Here is a 16,323-nt window from a genome sequence, read left to right on the forward strand (position 1 = left end):
TCTCCGCTACTGTGATGGCCATGAACATCCGGGCGGAGCGACTGGGGGCGGGGATGAGCCAATCCGAATTGGCGCGGGCCGCGCATGTGCCGCAGCCCAATCTCTCCGCCTATGAGAACAATCGACGTTCCCCGAGCCCCGAAGTGCTCGACCGGATCCGGAGCGCGCTGCGCGCACGTCCGTCCGCCCGGATCGCCCAGCATCGGGAGGCGATCCTCGCCGCGGTCACCGCACATCACGGCACGGACCCCAGGATCTTCGGTTCGGTGAGCCGAGGGGAGGACATCGGTGGCTCCGACCTGGACCTGCTCGTCACCTTCACGGACGAGGCCAGCCTCTTCGACGAGATCGGGCTCCGGCTCGCGCTGACCGACCTGCTCGGTGTCGAGGTCGATATCGTCGCCTCCGACACCCTCCGCGGCAGCTTCCGCGACCGGGTTCTGCGTGAATCGGTGCCCGTGTGAGGAGCGATGCGACGTTGGCGCGCGATGCCATCGAAGGAGTCCTCGCCGTCTGCGACACACTGGCCGAGCTGACCGAGATCGGCTACGAGGAGTTCGCCGCCGACGTCCGAAGTCAGTGGGCAGTGGAGATGGGCCTGATCCGGATCGGGGAGGGCGTCAACCGCGTCCCGCGGGCAGTGCTGGAGACGTTCGACGGCCAGCCGTGGCGCCTCATCGTCGCCATGCGCAACTTTGCGGCTCACCAATACGACGACCTCGATCCTCTGCGGGTCTGGCGCACGGTGACGAGCGACGTCCCGGTGCTGCGGACGTATCTGGCGGACGTGGTCCTGGTGGCGCTGGCATGAGCAACTTCGAATTCGTCCGGATCACGATGCCCTCGATCCACGAGGACTGTGCCCGGGCCGAGTCCTACGTCGCCACCGACCCGCGCTCGGCGTGCTTCTATGCGCGCCGCGTGGTCGAGGAGGTCGCCGGCTACCTGTACGAGGTGCTCGAGCTGCCCGCCCCCTATCGCAACGACCTGGCGGCCCGGCTCGACGCCGCCGCGTTCAAGGCGTGCGTGCCACCGGCGATCACCCAAAAGCTCACCGCGATCCGCCGCATCGCCAACACGGCCGTGCACGACCAGCGACGCATCGGCAAGGACGCCTCGCTCGCGGTGCTGCGCGAACTCTTCCACGTCGTCGTCTGGGCCTCCTACCACCACTCGCCGCGGCCCGACGCGGCGCCCCTGCGCGCCGCGTTCGACCCGGCACTCGCGCGACGCGCCGCCCCGCTCACGCGCGAGGAGGTGCTCGCCCTCGCCGCGAAGTTCACCGAGCAGGACGAGAACCACGCCCGGGCGCTCGCCGAGAAGGACGACCTGCTCGCCGAGCGCGAGGCCCAGATCGCCGAGCTCCGCGCCCGGATCGCGGCCGCGCAGGCGGGCGCCGCCCCCGACGAACGCGACTACTCCGAGGCCGAGGCCCGCGTCGCGTTCATCGACGTGCTCCTACGCGAGTCCGGGTGGCCGCTCGAGAACGAACGCGACCGGGAGTACGAGGTCTCGGGCATGCCGAACGCCCAGGGGCGCGGCTACGTCGACTACGTGCTGTGGGGAGCGGACGGCCTGCCGCTCGCCCTCGTCGAGGCCAAGCGGACGTCGTCCTCACCCGAGATCGGCCAGCACCAGGCGAAGCTGTACGCCGACTGCCTCGAGCACCAGTTCGGACGGCGCCCGGTCATCTTCTGCTCCAACGGGTACGAGCACCGCATCTGGGACGATGCGGGCGGCTACCCGCCGCGCGAGGTCCAGGGCTTCTACACCGCAGGCGAACTGGAGCTGCTCATCCAGCGCCGACGCAGCCGACTCCCGCTCGCCACCGCCGCGATCGACACCGGCATCGTCGACCGCCCCTACCAGCAGCGGGCGATCAAGGCGGTCGCCGACGCGTTCGAGGGCAGGCAGCGTGAGGCGCTGCTCGTCATGGCCACCGGCTCGGGCAAGACCCGCACCACCATCGCGCTCGTCGATCTGCTCCAGCGGGCGAACTGGGCCAAACGGGTGCTCTTCCTCGCCGACCGCACCGCGCTCGTGAACCAGGCCGCGAACGCGTTCACGGCGCACCTGCCCGGATCGACCACCGTCAACCTCATGAACGAGAAGACGGCGGACGGGCGGGTGTACGTCTCCACCTACCCGACGATGATGAACCTCATCGACCGCATCGACGACGGCGAGCGGCGCTTCGGCCCCGGCTACTTCGACCTCATCGTGATCGACGAGGCACACCGTTCCGTCTACGCGAAGTACGGCGCGATCTTCGCCTATTTCGACTCCCTCCTCGTGGGCCTGACGGCCACGCCCAAGGACGAGGTGGACCACAACACCTACCGCCTGTTCCGGCTCGAGGACGGCGTGCCGACCGACGACTACCCTCTCCACGAGGCCGTCGCGGAGGGCTGGCTCGTTCCTCCCAAGGGGGTGAGCACCGGCACCCGGTTCCTGCGTTCGGGCATCGCCTACGACCAGCTCTCCGAGGAGGAGAAGGACGAGTGGGACGCGCTCGACTGGGGCGAGGACGGACCGCCCGACGAGGTCGGAGCCGAGGAGCTCAACCGATTCCTCTTCAACGAGGACACGGTGGACAAGGTGCTCGGCGCGCTCATGGTCCATGGCTATAAGGTGGCCGGCGGCGACCGCCTCGGCAAGACGATCGTGTTCGCCAAGAACCAGCGACATGCGGAGTTCATCGAGCAGCGCTTCAACGCCGCCTACCCCGAATTCGCGGGCCGGTTCGCGAGGGTGATCACCCATGCCGCGCCGTATGCCCAATCCCTCATCGACGCCTTCTCCGTCAAGGAGCAGGCGCCGCACCTCGCGATCAGCGTCGACATGCTCGACACCGGTATCGACGTGCCCGAGGTGGTCAACCTCGTGTTCTTCAAGGCCGTGCGCTCGAAGACCAAGTTCTGGCAGATGATCGGGCGCGGCACCCGCACCTGCCGCGACCTGTTCGGCCCCGGCGAGCACAAGCGGGACTTCCTCGTGTTCGACTTCTGCGGCAACCTCGAATTCTTCGGTCAGGACCTGCCCGGCTCCCAGGGGCAGGTGCGCACGTCCCTGACGCAGCGCCTGTTCGAGGCCCGCCTGGCGCTCGTGCGGGCGCTGGGGGAGGAGGACGGCGAGCTGCGCGCCGCGACGACCCACACGCTCCGGCAGATCGTGGCGGGCATGAACCCCGACAACTTCGTGGTCCGGCCGCACCGGCGGGCGGTCGAGCGCTTCGCCGCCGCGGACGCCTGGCGCGAGCTCACCGCCACGGACGGGCCCGACCTGCTCGCCCTGGCGGCGCTGCCCTCCTCGGTCCGGGACGACGACGAGGACGCCAAGCGGTTCGACCTGCTCATCCTGCGTCGTCAATCGGCGCAACTCGAGGGCGATGCCGTGACGGCCGAACGCGTGCGCGAGGCGGTCCAGGACATCGCGGCGGCGCTCCTGGCCAAGACCGCGATCCCGTCGGTCGCCGACCAGGCGGTGCTGCTCGAGGCCGTCGTCGGCGACGAGTGGTGGACGGGCGTGACGCTGCCGATGCTCGAGCTCGCGCGCGTGCGCATCCGCGGTCTCGCGGGCTTCATCGAGCGCGCCTCCCGGAGCCCCGTCTACACCGACGTCGAGGACGCGCTGGGTGAGTCGGTGGAGATCGACCTGCCGGGCACGACCCCGGGCACCGACTTCGAACGCTTCCGCGCCAAGGCCGAGGCCTACCTCCGGGGCCACCTCGACAACCTCACCCTGCAGCGGCTGCGCCGCAACAGGCAGCTCACACCGGGCGACCTGAGCGAGCTGGAGCGGCTGCTCGTGGCCGCGGGCGGGCGCACCGTCGACATCGCGTGGGCCAGGGATCAGGCCGACGGGCTCGGGCTGTTCGTGCGCTCCCTCGTGGGCCTGGACCGGGCCGCGGTGGCGGAGGCGTTCGCGAGCTACCTCGACGGCGCCCGGTTCTCGATCGACCAGCTCCGCTTCGTCAACCTCATCGTCGACGAGCTCACCCGCAACGGGGTCATGGAGCCCGCCCGACTCTTCGAATCGCCGTATACCGATCACGCGCCGACCGGCCCGGACTACTTCTTCCCCGATGCGGACATCGACGTCATCGTCGCCACCCTGGACGAGGTTCGCAGGACCGCCGATCCACGGGAAGTGGCCTGACGGGCGGCCGGTGAGGTGGCCGGAGGGGACCCGCGCGCAGGGGAGCGCTACGTGCGGGGGGTCAGTCCACGCATGAGTTCGACGAGCACGGGCATTCCCGAGGAAGGGTCAGGGCCACACCGACAGGATCCGAGGCTGAGGTCCGCCGCACGAGCTGTGCGAATGGCGTCGTCGACACTCGCGAACGGAAAGTGTGTCGCGAGATGCTTGCCGTCCCGGAGGAGCTTGTGTTTGGACATCAGCTCGTCCAGCTGTCGAGTCGAGTGTGCGGCGCGCGACTCGGAAACGTGCCAGTAGAGCCAGGTCTCGAACTTCAACCGCGTGACCAGCAGGTCGATGCCTTCGCGCTGGGCGGTCTCGATCGCCGACTTGAGCGTCGTATGGGTGTCGACGTCGACCAGGCACACTGAACCTGGATCCACCGTGCTGGTTTGAGTCTGGGTGGCGTGGGCGCATGAGAATGCCCTTCTGACCTGGGATAATGCGTGTTGTCAACGCACGCAGTCCCAAAAAAGAAGGGCATCTCGTAGATGCAACTATCTCATGTCTCCTCGGTACGGTTCGACGATCCGAATCTGGTCGGCGTGGCGGGTCTTGTCCCGGTGATGGCGCTGGCCGAGCGTGCCGGGCTGTCGGCGCTGGTCGGTGAGCATCTGAGTCTGTCGGGTGCGGGCAGCGCGAATCCCGGGGCGAAGGTGTTGGCGCTGGTCGCGGGCATGACGGCCGGGGCCGACTCCATCGATGACATGGACCTGTTGCGCCACGGCGGGATGGGCAAATTGTTCCAGGATGCGCGTGCGCCCTCGACGCTGGGCACGTTCCTACGCGCGTTCACCTTCGGGCATGTCCGCCAGCTCGACGCGATCGCCTCCCGCTTCCTGACCCGCCTGGCCGGGCAGGCCCCGGTGCTGGCCGGTGCCGATCAGATCGCCTACGTCGATATCGACGACACGATCAAGGAGACCTACGGGTACGCCAAGCAGGGCGCCGGGTACGGCTACAACAAGGTCAAGGGCCTCAACGCGCTGATCGCGACCGTGGCCACCCCGGTGGCCGCCCCGGTGATCGTCGGCACGCGGCTACGCCGGGGCCCGGCCAACTCCGCGCGCGGGGCGGGCAAGTTCGTCGCCGACGCCCTCGCCACCGCCCGGACGGCCGGCGCCGGCGGGGTGGTGATCCTGCGCGCCGATTCGGCCTACTACAGCCGTGAGGTGGCCGCCGCGGCGGGCCGGGCCGGTGCCCACTTCTCGTTGACCGCGCGGATGAACCCGGCGATCACGGCCGCCATCACCAGCATCGACGAGCAAGCCTGGACCCCGATCCGGTACCCGAACGCGATCTGGGACGAAGACGAGGCCCGGCTGATCTCCGATGCCCAGGTCGCCGAGATCCCCTTCACCGCGTTCACCTCCCGTCCCAAGGCCGAGCACATCACGGCACGGCTGATCGTGCGCCGCGTCAAACGCCTCAACCCCGCAGCCACCAGGGCCGGGCAGGACGAACTGTTCGCCACCTACCGGTACCACGCCGTCTTCACCGACTCGCCCCGGAGCATGCTCGAGGCCGAGAAGGCCCACCGCGCCCACGCGATCATCGAGGGCGTCCACGCCGATCTACGCGCCTCGGCCCTGGCCCACGCACCCTCGGGCAAGTTCACCGCGAACGCGGCCTGGCTCGTTCTGGCCGCGATCGCGTTCAACCTCACCCGCGCCGCCGGGGCCCTGGCCTCCCTCTTCCACGCCCGGGCCACCACCGCGACCATCCGAGAACACCTCATCCGCATCCCCGCCCGGCTCGCCCGCTCGGCACGACGGCTGACCATGCACCTACCCCGGAACTGGGCCCACCAAGACCCCTGGGAAGCGCTCTATGTCGCTGCCTGCGGGCCACCCCCAGCCCCGAGGACCTGACCACCGGCCCCCACGGGCACGACCGGAACACAAGTGGAAACGCCGGGCAGACCGGCGGCCCCGCCATGCCCACACGACCCGACCCGCCAGAACCCGGACCTCACACCGTCACCACGACCCGGACGGTGGATCCAGGCTGAACAGTCGAACGGCTTCTGCCTCTTTCGCGCCTCGTCGCGGATTCGGATGCATTCCCGAACGACCTTGAGTGGATCCCTACCGATCCCGACCGCGGTGACCGACACCGAGATCGGTCCTCGGAGGAACTGCTGCAGCCGTTCGACGTACTCCTTCTCAGTCACCCGACCCTCGGTCACGACGAGGATCCGGCTACGTTCGGTCCGGAACGGCCGGCGCGGCCTGCGTCCACGTGCCATTCAGGCGTCCTTGAACCGGATAAGCGCCGTGAGGACGCTCGGAGCGAGGCGGGGCGTGCCACCGTAGCGGCCGAGAAGATACCGCCGGGCGACGTTCGCACCCTTGTTCCGAGGGAAGTCTGCCAGGCAAGAGAGTTCGGTGGCACCGTCGCGTGTTTTCTCGGTGAACCACACCTGCTCCGGCTCGAGGTCGACCTGGCTGAGCGGGGAGAGAATATAGGTGTCATGGCTCGTGAACAGAAGCTGTGCCCCCTTCGTGTTGATCTCCGGGTCCGAGAACGCGCCCAGTAAGACGTCGACGAGGTGGGGATGCAGGCTCGAGTCGATCTCGTCCACGCAGAAGACGCCGCCGCGTCGCAGGATCTCGAGCGCCGGCACGATGATCGCGAGCCACGCGATCGTGCCGTCGCTCTCGTCGCCGATCGAGAACCGTCGCTGCTCGGAGGCAGTCCCCTGGTGCGTGAAGACGAGGCTCCGGACGACGGCGTCCGACTCGTCGTCCTCGAGTGCGTTGAGCGGCGCCGGCTCGTCGCCCTCGTCTTCACGAAGTCGCTGCGTTACCTCACGCAGGATCTCGCGCAAGGTCGCGGGCACCTCGTCCTCCTGTACATCCACGTCGACGACGCCGATGTCTGCGACCTGCAGCAACGAGACGATCGTGTCGAACGTGACGTCTCGCTCCAGGAGGGACCGAGGGAGGGCTGCGAGGCGCCGCTCACGGTCCTCGTCCCTCACCGATAGCGAGTCGAAGGACCGTACGAGATTACGGGCGATCGGGCCGAGCTGCGGGTGCTCGAGCAGAAGTGCACGGCTCAGCGCCAGTTCGCGTCGGGTGATCGCCCCGAGCGGGCGGACTGAGCCATGAGTCCTGAGAGTTCCGTCGCCGGATACACGCTCGAGGAGGGTCCGCCACCGGGTCCCGGGGATGTCCCGGAGCCACTCGCGTACCACTCCGGTGTCGTCTACCTCGAAGCCGTATTCATGGCGTCGATCCGCATGCACGAAGTCGAGTCGGTATGTGCTCACCTTCTCGGGAGACTCGTCGTCGAGAGCGAACGGCACTCTCGGCATCGTGCGTGAAGCCTGCCAGATGGTTGCGGAGGAGTGGATCGCGGTGAATGTATACGTCAGGGCATCGAGGATCGCGGACTTGCCGGTGGCGTTCGCACCGAAGACCCCGGCGAGCGGATAGACATGGCTACGCCAGTCCTCACCCGCTCGCGGACGCAGCGTGCGCAGTGTCGGGCGTGTCAAGTCGATCGTCAGTTCGTCGCGGAGGCTACGGTGGTTCTGCACGGTGAAGCTGAGCAGCATCATGACGGCATCCTACCTGCTGAGCTGTTGAGTCTGAACAATTTTTGTTCAGGAGGGTTAGCTTAGTCGATCGCTGCGCTAGGAAGCTTCGCGCTTGCTCGACATCGAGCTTCGAGCAGCGGATTCGACCGCCGTGTGACCGGTGGGTCCAATCCACCGTCCGTGCAGGTGTGGGATCTGTAGGTGGCGTGGGTGGGCATGTAGCGGGCCGCCGCCGCACGCATCGGTACGATCTATGCAAACGACCCGGCCCTCATTCGATCCAAGGAGCAGCACAGTGCCCGATTCCCTGACCGTCGACGGCAACCCGACCCCACCGGTCGACGGCACGACCGGAACGGCGCTGACCGGAACGGCCCTGTACGAGTCCGACCGCGAGGTCGTCGCGATGCGGGTCAACGGCGAGCTGCGCGACCTGTTCGTACCGCTCGAGCCGGGCGACGTCGTCGAGAAGATCGTGATCGACTCGCCCGACGGCCTGGCGATCCTGCGCCACTCGGCCGCACACGTGCTCGCCCAGGCGGTGCAGCAGGTCAACCCCGACGCCAAGCTCGGCATCGGCCCGCCGATCACCGACGGCTTCTACTACGACTTCGACGTCGACGAGCCGTTCACCCCCGACGATCTCAAGGCGCTCGAGAAGGCGATGATGCGCATCGTCAAGGAGGGGCAGACCTTCGCGCGCCGCGTGGTCACCGACGAGGAGGCGCGCGCCGAGCTCGCCGGCGAGCCGTACAAGCTCGAGCTCATCGGGCTCAAGGGCGGCGGCGACGCCGAGCAGGCGGCCGAGGGCGCCTCGGTCGAGGTCGGCGGCGCCGAGCTGACGATCTACGACAACCTGCGCCGCGGCGGCGACCTCGCCTGGAAGGACCTGTGCCGCGGCCCGCACCTGCCCTCCACCCGCCTCCTCGGCAACGGCTTCTCGCTCATGCGCAGCGCCGCGGCGTACTGGCGGGGCAGTGAGAAGAACCCGCAGCTCCAGCGGGTCTACGGCACGGCCTGGCCGACCAAGGACGAGCTGACCGCCTATAAGGAACGCCTCGCCGAGGCCGAGCGCCGCGACCACCGCAAGCTCGGCGCCGAACTCGACCTGTTCTCCTTCCCCGACGAGGTCGGCTCCGGCCTGCCGATCTTCCACCCCAAGGGCGCGATGATCCGGATGGAGATGGAGGACTACTCCCGCCGCCGCCACGTCGAGTCCGGCTACTCCTTCGTCAACACCCCGCACATCACCAAGGCGAAGCTGTTCGAGACCTCCCGCCACCTCGACTGGTACTCCGAGGGCATGTACCCCCCGATGCACGTCGACGAGGTGACCGACGCGGACGGCGCGGTGACCAAGGCCGGCCAGGACTACTACCTCAAGCCGATGAACTGCCCGATGCACAACCTCGTGTACAGCTCCCGGGGCCGCTCCTACCGCGAACTGCCGCTGCGGCTGTTCGAGTTCGGGCACGTGTACCGGTACGAGAAGTCCGGGGTCGTGCACGGGCTCACCCGGGCGCGCGGATTCACCCAGGACGACGCCCACATCTACTGCACCCGCGAGCAACTGCACGAGGAGCTCGCCTCGCTGCTCACCTTCGTGCTCGACCTCCTCAAGGACTACGGCCTCGAGGACTTCTACCTCGAGCTCTCCACCCGCGACCCCGAGAAGTCCGTCGGCGACGAGGCCACCTGGGAGGAGGCGACCCAGACCCTCGCGGACGTGGCCCGGGCCTCGGGCCTCGAGCTCGTTCCCGACCCGGGCGGCGCCGCGTTCTACGGGCCGAAGATCTCGGTGCAGGCCAAGGACGCGATCGGGCGCACCTGGCAGCTGTCGACGATCCAGCTCGACTTCTTCGAGCCGGAGCTCTTCGACCTCGAGTACCAGGCCTCCGACGGCTCCCGGCAGCGGCCCGTCATGATCCACCGTGCCCTGTTCGGCTCGATCGAACGCTTCTTCGGCGTGCTGCTCGAGCACTACGCCGGCGTGTTCCCGCCGTGGCTGGCGCCCGTGCAGGTCGTGTGCGTGCCCGTGGCCGACGTGTTCACCGACTACCTCGACGAGGTCGCGGCGAAGCTGCGGGCGGCGGGCGTGCGGGTCGAGGTGGACACGAGCGACGACCGCTTCAACAAGAAGATCCGTACCGCCACGAAGGCGAAGGTCCCCTTCACCCTGATCGCCGGGGGAGAGGACGCCGAGGCCGGCGCCGTCTCCTTCCGCTACCGCGACGGCAGCCAGCGCAACGGCGTGCCCGTCGACGAGGCGATCGCGCTCGTCACCGAGGCGATCCGCACGAAGGCGCAGGTGTGAGCAGCCCCGACGCCGCCGGCGACCCGAGCCCCGAGGGCCCGCGCGCGAGCGGCCCACTCGAGGCGGCCGCCGACTTCCCCCGCATCGAGGACGGGGTGGACCGGCTGTGGACCCCACACCGGCTCGTCTACATCGACGGCGAGGCGAAGGTCACCTCGACGGCGCCCGCCGACTGCCCCTTCTGCCTCGCGCCCCGGCGGGAGGACGCCGACGCGCTCATCGTCGCCCGCGGCAGCACGTGCTACGTCATCCTCAACCTGTTCCCGTACAACCCCGGACACCTGCTCGTGTGCCCGTATCGGCACGTGGGCGACTACACGGACCTGACCCGCGAGGAGCGGTACGAGTCGGCCGACCTCGTGGCCCGGTCCATGACCGTGCTGCGCACGGCCAAGGCGCCGTCCGGCTTCAACCTCGGCATGAATCAGGGCGCCGGGGCCGGGGCGGGCGTGGCGGCGCACGCTCATCAGCACGTCGTTCCGCGATGGGACGGCGACGCGAACTTCCTGCCGGTCATCGGCCGCACGAAGGCCCTGCCGGAACTGCTCGCCGACACCCGCGACCAACTGGCGAGGGCCTGGGACCTCGTGTCGGAGCGGGAGGCCGGGGCCGAGACCGGGGGCGAGGGGCATGGTCCTCGGTAATCACGGACGCGGCGTGCAGGCCGCGCTGTTCACGCCGTTCGCCCGCCTCCTGCTGTCGCTGCGAGTGAGCCCCAACGCGGTGACGATTGCCGGCACCGTGTTCACCTCCGGGCTGGCCCTGTGGCTCCTGCCCACGGGCCACCTCGTGCTCGGCGCCCTGCTGCTCGGGTTCCTGGCGCTGGCCGACTCGGTCGACGGGGTCATGGCACGCCTGACGGGTCGGGACGGCCCGTACGGGGCGTTCCTCGACTCCACCCTCGACCGCGTGACCGACGCGGCCATCTTCGCCGGTGTGCTCTTCTGGTTCGTCGCGCACACGGATGGGGCCTGGCAGGTCGCGGGCATGGTGTCCGCGACGGCGTGCCTCGCCCTCGGATCGCTCGTCTCCTATGCCCGGGCGAAGGCGGAGGCGCTCGGGGTCCGTGCCTCCGTGGGCATCGCCGAGCGGGCCGATCGAATCATCGTCGTGCTCGCCGCCGTGTTCCTGACCGGGCTCGGGGTGCCGTCCGCCGTGCTCGCCCTCGCCCTCGCGCTGCTCGCCGTGGCCTCGCTCGTCACCGTACTGCAGCGGATGGCGGCCGTCTCCCGCCAGTTGCGGACCATCCATGGCTGACGCCGGCGCCCTGTTCGCCCTCGCCTGGCGAGTCGTCCCCCGCCTGCCCGCCGGCCTCACCCGGCGCGCCTTCGAGCTCGGCGGCGTGCTCGCGCACGCGGCCCGGATCGCAGGGGTGCGCCGGCTCGAGGCGAACTTGGCCCGCGTGGCCGACGTGCCGGACGCCGCGGCGCTGCGGCGGCTCTCCCGCCGCGCGATGCGCTCCTATATGCGCTACTACAGCGAACTGTTCCAGCTGCGTACGGTCACCCGGGACCAGCTCCGGGCGCGGGTGCGGACCATCGGGCTGCGGGACTACCGCGAGCAGGTGACCGAGCACATGGTGATCGGAGCCCTCCCGCACATGGGGAACTGGGATCTCGCGGGGGCGTGGTCCGGGCAGCACTTCGCTCACGTGACCACCGTCGCCGAGACCCTCGAACCCGAGTCGCTCTTCCGAGAGTTCCTCGACCTGCGCGAGGGACTGGGCATGACGATCTTCCCCTACCGCAAGGGGACCGGGGTGTTCCGGCAGCTGCTCGGCGAGGCCCGCACCCGCCCCGGATTCATGCCCATGCTCGCGGACCGGGACCTGGGCCGGGACGGCGTCGTCGTCCGGGTGAACGGGCACCCCATGCGGGTGGCGCCGGGGGCGGCCGCCGTGGCGCTCGCCACCAAACAGCCGTTCATCGGGGTGTTCATCCACTACGAGCGGCTGCGGGGCGCCCGCCGGCGCGCCGCCGGGAGCCCTTGGGGGATCGCGATCGAGTTCACCGCGCCGATCGAGCCGCCGGCGGGAGCCGGATCCCGCGAGGCCGTGGCCGCCATGATGCAGACCTGGGCGGATCACCTGACCCGCGCCCTCGCGGATCACCCGCAGGACTGGCACATGCTCCAGAAGTGCTTCCTCGCGGACCTGGACCTCGACCGACTCCAGGGCGCCGGTGGCCGGGCGACGCCCGACGGCTCGATCGCCGGGGGTGCGGACTGATGCGCATCGGGATCGTGTGTCCGTATTCCTTCGACGTGCCCGGCGGGGTGCAGTTCCACATCCGTGATCTCGCGGAACGGCTGCGCCTCGAGGGCCACGACGTGAGCGTGCTCGCCCCGGCGGAGGAGGGGACGGAGGTGCCGGACTACCTCACCTCCGTCGGCTCCGCGGTTCCGGTCAAGTACAACGGCTCCGTGGCCCGTCTCGCGTACGGTCCGATGGTCTCGCGCCGCACCCAGCGCTGGCTGAGCGCGGGCGACTTCGACGTCGTGCACATCCATGAGCCGTTCGCCCCGAGCTGCTCCCTCATCGCGCTGCGCCACTCGAGCGCCCCGGTGGTCGCCACGTTCCACTCCGCCCAGGAGCAGTCCCGGGCCCTCCTCCTCGCCGCCCCGTTCATGCGGCCCGGGCTCGAACGGATCGCCGCCCGCATCGCGGTCTCCGAGGAGGCCCGCCGGACCGTCGTCGAGCACCTGGGCGGGGACGCCGTCGTCATCCCGAACGGGGTCTACGTGGACCGGATGAGGGCCGCGCCCGACCCCCGCTGGCAGGGCACCCCCGATGCGCCGACCATCGCGTTCCTCGGCCGGCTCGACGAGCCCCGCAAGGGACTGCAGGTCCTCCTCGACGCCGTCGGCGGCATCCGCGCCCATTATCCCGGCGCCCGCCTCCTCATCGCCGGCCCGGGGGACCTGCCGGCCGCATGGGCCGGGGACCCGGGCGTCACCCGGCTCGGGCCCATCTCCGACGCCGACAAGGCCGCCCTGCTCTCCTCCGTGGACGTCTACGTCGCCCCCCAGACCGGCGGCGAGTCCTTCGGGATCGTGCTGGTCGAGGCGATGAGCGCCGGCAGCCACGTCGTGGCCTCCGGCCTCGCGGCGTTCCGGGCCGTGCTCGACGACGGCGCCGCCGGGGACCTCTTCCGGGTCGGCGACCCCGCCGACCTGGCCCGCGCCGTCGTCGAGAGCCTCGACGAGCCGGACCGCACGGCGGCGAAGCGGGCATACGCGCGCTCCGCCGCCGACCGCTTCGATTGGAGCACCGTGGCCGCCCGGATCCTCGACGTGTACGAGATCGTGCAGGGCGGGGCCGGCGCGCAGCGGCGCCGGGGCCTGTTCGGCCGGCTGATCGGGGGGACGGGGTGAGTGCGGCCGAGATCGTCCTCCTGGTCATCGCGGGCGCCGCGATCGTCGCCGGGCTGCTCCTGTGGCACGCCCGCCGGCTCGACCGCCTCCACCGCCGGGTGCTCGACACCCGCGCGATCCTCGAGACCCAGCTGGGCCAGCGCTCGGAGGTCGCCGCGCAACTGGCGCACTCCGGACTGCTCGACGCCGCGAGCTCCGTCGTCGTGGCCGAGGCCGCGTGGCAGGCGGGCATCCACGCCGACCGGCTCATCCCGATCGACCCGGCCCACGGCTCGATCGGCATCCGGGCCGCCGCGCCGCTGACCGGCGGGCTCGACCGCGGGCAGGCCGAGTCGGACCTGACCGTCGCGCTGCGCGCGGCCCTCGGTGAGCCGGCGGACCGGGAGCTCATGGCCGCGACCAGCGGGGCGAGGGAACTGCTCGAGCAGGTGGAGCGGTGCTGCTACCGAGCCCAGCTCGCGCGCCGGTTCCACAACGAGGTGGTCGTGGCCGTGCTCTCGCTGCGCGGATCGTGGTTCGTCCGGTTCTTCCACCTCGCGGGCCGGGCACCGTTGCCCCGTCCCGTCGACATGGACGACGCCGTCTTCGACCAGGCCCCCCGCACATGACCGGCCCGCCCGGTCAGCCGTGGACCTACCCGCCCGCGCACCGGCCCTCCGAACGCAGCCGCGCAAGCGGTGGCTACCCCGGAGCGCCGGCGGCACCGGCCGTGCCAGGGGCCCCGCACGCCGCGGGCCCCGCGGTGCCCATGTCCGCCGCCGCGGCGCAGCCCCGGCGGTCCCCGGTGCCGGTCGTCGGCACGATCGCCATCGTCGCCGGCCTCATCGGGGTCGTCGTCGTGCTCGGCATCGTCTGGAGCGAGACGTCGGCGGCCTCCACGTTCGTCGCCTTCCTCGCGGCCCTCGTGCCGCTGAGCGTCGTCATGGCCGCGGTGCTCTGGCTCGACCGGTGGGAGCCCGAACCGCGCCGGCTGCTCCTGCTCACGTTCCTGTGGGGCGCGGGCGTCTCCACCGCCTCGGCCCTCGGGATCAACACGTTCCTCGCGCGGGCGATCCACTCCGCCTCGGGGGACCCCGGCGTGACCCAGCTGCTCGCGGCGGTGGCGGTCGCCCCGGTCGTCGAGGAGACCCTCAAGGGTGCAGGCCTGCTCGGACTGTTCCTGCTGAGCCGGCGGCTCTTCGACGGCGCGGTCGACGGGGTCGTGTACGCGGCCACGATCGCCGCCGGGTTCGCGTTCACCGAGAACGTCCTCTACTTCGCCCGCGGGGAGATGGCGGCCGCGCTCGGGCAGGTGTTCTTCGCCCGGGCGGTCGTCTCCCCGTTCGCGCACATCATCTTCACGACCTGTATGGGGCTCGCGATCGGGCTCGCGAGCGTCCGTGCCCGCCGGGTGACCGTCGCCCTGCTCGTCTTCCCGCTCGGGTGGCTCGCGGCCGTCGGATTGCACGCGCTGTGGAACGTCACCTCGTTCCTCGGCGAGGCGTTCCTGCTCGGCTATCTCGTGCTCCAGGTGCCGATCTTCCTCGCCTTCCTCGCCCTCGGCCTGTGGCTGCGCCGCCAGGAACGCAGGATGCTCGCGGCCCGCCTCGGGGACTATCTGCAGCAGGGCTGGTTCGCGCCGCACGAGGTCGCCATGCTCACCTCCCTGCGACGCCGGGCGGACGCGCTGCGGTGGGCGGGCCGCTACGGCGTCCGCGCGAAGGACGCGATGGCCCAGTTCCAGCGCAACGCCACCCGGATCGCGCTGTTGCGCAACCGGGCGGTGCACGGGCGCGCACCCGCCGACATGGAGGCGAGGGAGCGTCGTCTCCTCGCGTCGCTGAGCGAGAACCGCAGGGCGTTCGCCGCCGCATCCGCTCGATGACCGACAGCCGAGACGGCGCCGCCCGGGGCATGGGATGGCGCGGCGACGGCGGTAGGCTCGGACACATCCTGAGCATCACGCCCGTCCAGATCCCTCCGAGGAGCATCGTGAGCACCCAGCCCGCCGCAACCCCGCGCGTCAAGAGCGGCCTCGCCGACCACCTCAAGGGCGGCGTCATCATGGACGTCGTCACCGCCGAACAGGCGCGGATCGCCGCCGACGCGGGCGCCATCGCCGTCATGGCGCTCGAGCGCGTGCCCGCGGACATCCGCGCCCAGGGCGGCGTCTCCCGCATGAGCGACCCGGACATGATCGGCTCGATCGTCGAGGCCGTCTCGATCCCCGTCATGGCGAAGGTCCGCATCGGGCACTTCGTCGAAGCCCAGGTGCTCGAGAGCCTCGGCGTCGACTTCATCGACGAGTCCGAGGTGCTCACGCCCGCCGACTACGCCCACCACATCGACAAGTGGGCGTATCGGACGGGCTTCGTGTGCGGCGCGACGAACCTGGGTGAGGCGCTGCGGCGGATCAACGAGGGGGCCGCGATGATCCGCTCGAAGGGCGAGGCGGGCACCGGGGACGTCTCCAACGCCACGACCCACATGCGCCAGATCCGCCAGGAGCTGCGGCGCCTGGCGAACCTTCCGGAGGACGAGCTGTACGTCGCCGCCAAGGACCTCGCCGCGCCGTACGACCTGGTGCAGTCGGTCGCCGCCACCGGCGAGCTCCCGGTACCGCTGCTCACCGCCGGCGGGATCGCCACGCCGGCCGACGCCGCCATGATGATGCAGCTCGGCGCGCAGGGCGTGTTCGTGGGATCTGGGATCTTCAAGTCCGGCAACCCGGCCCAGCGGGCCGCGGCCGTGGTCGAGGCCACCGCACACTTCGACGACCCGGACGTCATCGCGCGGGTCTCCCGCGGCCTCGGCGAGGCCATGGTCGGCATCAACGTCGACGACGTGCCGGTGCCGCATCGCATGGCCGAACGCGGCTGGTAGGGGGCGAATCGGCGCGTTGATCCGGGAGGCGCGC

14 protein-coding genes are annotated in these 16,323 nt (G+C 70.5%); 12 read left to right on the forward strand and 2 right to left on the reverse strand.

Translation table 11 applies throughout. The annotated features are described in order from the left end of the window. The first annotated feature begins 14 nt into the window (after positions 1-14). Genes GCE65_RS07210 through GCE65_RS07220 form a run of 3 tightly spaced genes read left to right on the forward strand, consistent with a single transcriptional unit; the run spans position 15 to position 4,158 of the window. On the forward strand, positions 15-464 hold the full coding sequence (locus GCE65_RS07210) for a helix-turn-helix domain-containing protein (protein WP_153877902.1): 450 nt from the start codon (positions 15-17) through the stop codon (positions 462-464). Between the two features lie 14 nt (positions 465-478). Then, positions 479-811, forward strand: a complete 333-nt coding sequence (locus GCE65_RS07215; protein ID WP_194928862.1) for a DUF86 domain-containing protein — start codon at positions 479-481, stop codon at positions 809-811. Further along, on the forward strand, positions 808-4,158 hold the full coding sequence (locus tag GCE65_RS07220) for a DEAD/DEAH box helicase family protein (protein ID WP_153877904.1): 3,351 nt from the start codon (positions 808-810) through the stop codon (positions 4,156-4,158). The genes GCE65_RS07215 and GCE65_RS07220 overlap by 4 nt, the downstream gene beginning before the upstream one ends. A 47-nt stretch (positions 4,159-4,205) precedes the next feature. Here the strand turns inward: GCE65_RS07220 and GCE65_RS07225 are convergent, their stop codons facing one another. Continuing rightward, on the reverse strand, positions 4,206-4,565 hold the full coding sequence (locus GCE65_RS07225; RefSeq protein ID WP_194928863.1) for an RloB domain-containing protein: 360 nt from the start codon (positions 4,563-4,565) through the stop codon (positions 4,206-4,208). A 123-nt stretch (positions 4,566-4,688) separates the two neighbouring features. On the opposite strand from GCE65_RS07225, the gene GCE65_RS07230 reads away from it, so the two are divergent. Continuing rightward, positions 4,689-6,068, forward strand: a complete 1,380-nt coding sequence (locus GCE65_RS07230) for an IS1380 family transposase (RefSeq protein WP_153877906.1) — start codon at positions 4,689-4,691, stop codon at positions 6,066-6,068. Between the two features lie 377 nt (positions 6,069-6,445). Here GCE65_RS07230 and GCE65_RS07235 read toward each other — a convergent pair whose 3' ends face one another. Then, on the reverse strand, positions 6,446-7,762 hold the full coding sequence (locus GCE65_RS07235) for an ATP/GTP-binding protein (RefSeq protein WP_153877907.1): 1,317 nt from the start codon (positions 7,760-7,762) through the stop codon (positions 6,446-6,448). Between the two features lie 232 nt (positions 7,763-7,994). On the opposite strand from GCE65_RS07235, the gene thrS reads away from it, so the two are divergent. From thrS to pdxS, 8 genes are all read left to right on the forward strand, one after another. Then, entirely contained in the window at positions 7,995-10,055 is a 2,061-nt protein-coding gene (thrS, locus tag GCE65_RS07240; protein ID WP_153877908.1) for a threonine--tRNA ligase, read from the forward strand. Then, positions 10,052-10,699, forward strand: coding sequence for an HIT domain-containing protein (locus GCE65_RS07245; protein ID WP_153877909.1), 648 nt, complete (start codon positions 10,052-10,054; stop codon positions 10,697-10,699). The genes thrS and GCE65_RS07245 overlap by 4 nt, the downstream gene beginning before the upstream one ends. Further along, positions 10,686-11,312, forward strand: a complete 627-nt coding sequence (gene pgsA, locus GCE65_RS07250) for a phosphatidylinositol phosphate synthase (RefSeq protein WP_153877910.1) — start codon at positions 10,686-10,688, stop codon at positions 11,310-11,312. The genes GCE65_RS07245 and pgsA overlap by 14 nt, the downstream gene beginning before the upstream one ends. Then, complete coding sequence (locus GCE65_RS07255) at positions 11,305-12,282, forward strand: phosphatidylinositol mannoside acyltransferase (protein WP_153877911.1); 978 nt, start codon at positions 11,305-11,307, stop codon at positions 12,280-12,282. Before pgsA ends, GCE65_RS07255 begins: the two co-directional genes overlap by 8 nt. After that, positions 12,282-13,427: a glycosyltransferase family 4 protein gene (locus GCE65_RS07260; protein ID WP_153877912.1), complete on the forward strand. Its 1,146-nt coding sequence runs from the start codon at positions 12,282-12,284 to the stop codon at positions 13,425-13,427. Before GCE65_RS07255 ends, GCE65_RS07260 begins: the two co-directional genes overlap by 1 nt. Continuing rightward, positions 13,424-14,035 (forward strand): hypothetical protein, encoded by a 612-nt coding sequence (locus GCE65_RS07265; protein WP_153877913.1) that lies wholly within the window; start codon positions 13,424-13,426, stop codon positions 14,033-14,035. Before GCE65_RS07260 ends, GCE65_RS07265 begins: the two co-directional genes overlap by 4 nt. Before the next feature lie 140 nt (positions 14,036-14,175). Beyond that, positions 14,176-15,291 (forward strand): PrsW family intramembrane metalloprotease, encoded by a 1,116-nt coding sequence (locus GCE65_RS07270; protein ID WP_194928864.1) that lies wholly within the window; start codon positions 14,176-14,178, stop codon positions 15,289-15,291. 68 nt (positions 15,292-15,359) lie between these two features. Next, the gene (pdxS, locus tag GCE65_RS07275; protein WP_370460223.1) at positions 15,360-16,289 is read left to right on the forward strand and encodes a pyridoxal 5'-phosphate synthase lyase subunit PdxS; all 930 of its coding nucleotides are present in this window, start codon (positions 15,360-15,362) and stop codon (positions 16,287-16,289) included. The last annotated feature ends 34 nt before the right edge of the window (positions 16,290-16,323 follow it).

Origin of the sequence: Pseudactinotalea sp. HY158 (assembly GCF_009660225.1) — a bacterium.
Taxonomy (GTDB): Bacteria; Actinomycetota; Actinomycetes; order Actinomycetales; family Beutenbergiaceae; genus HY158.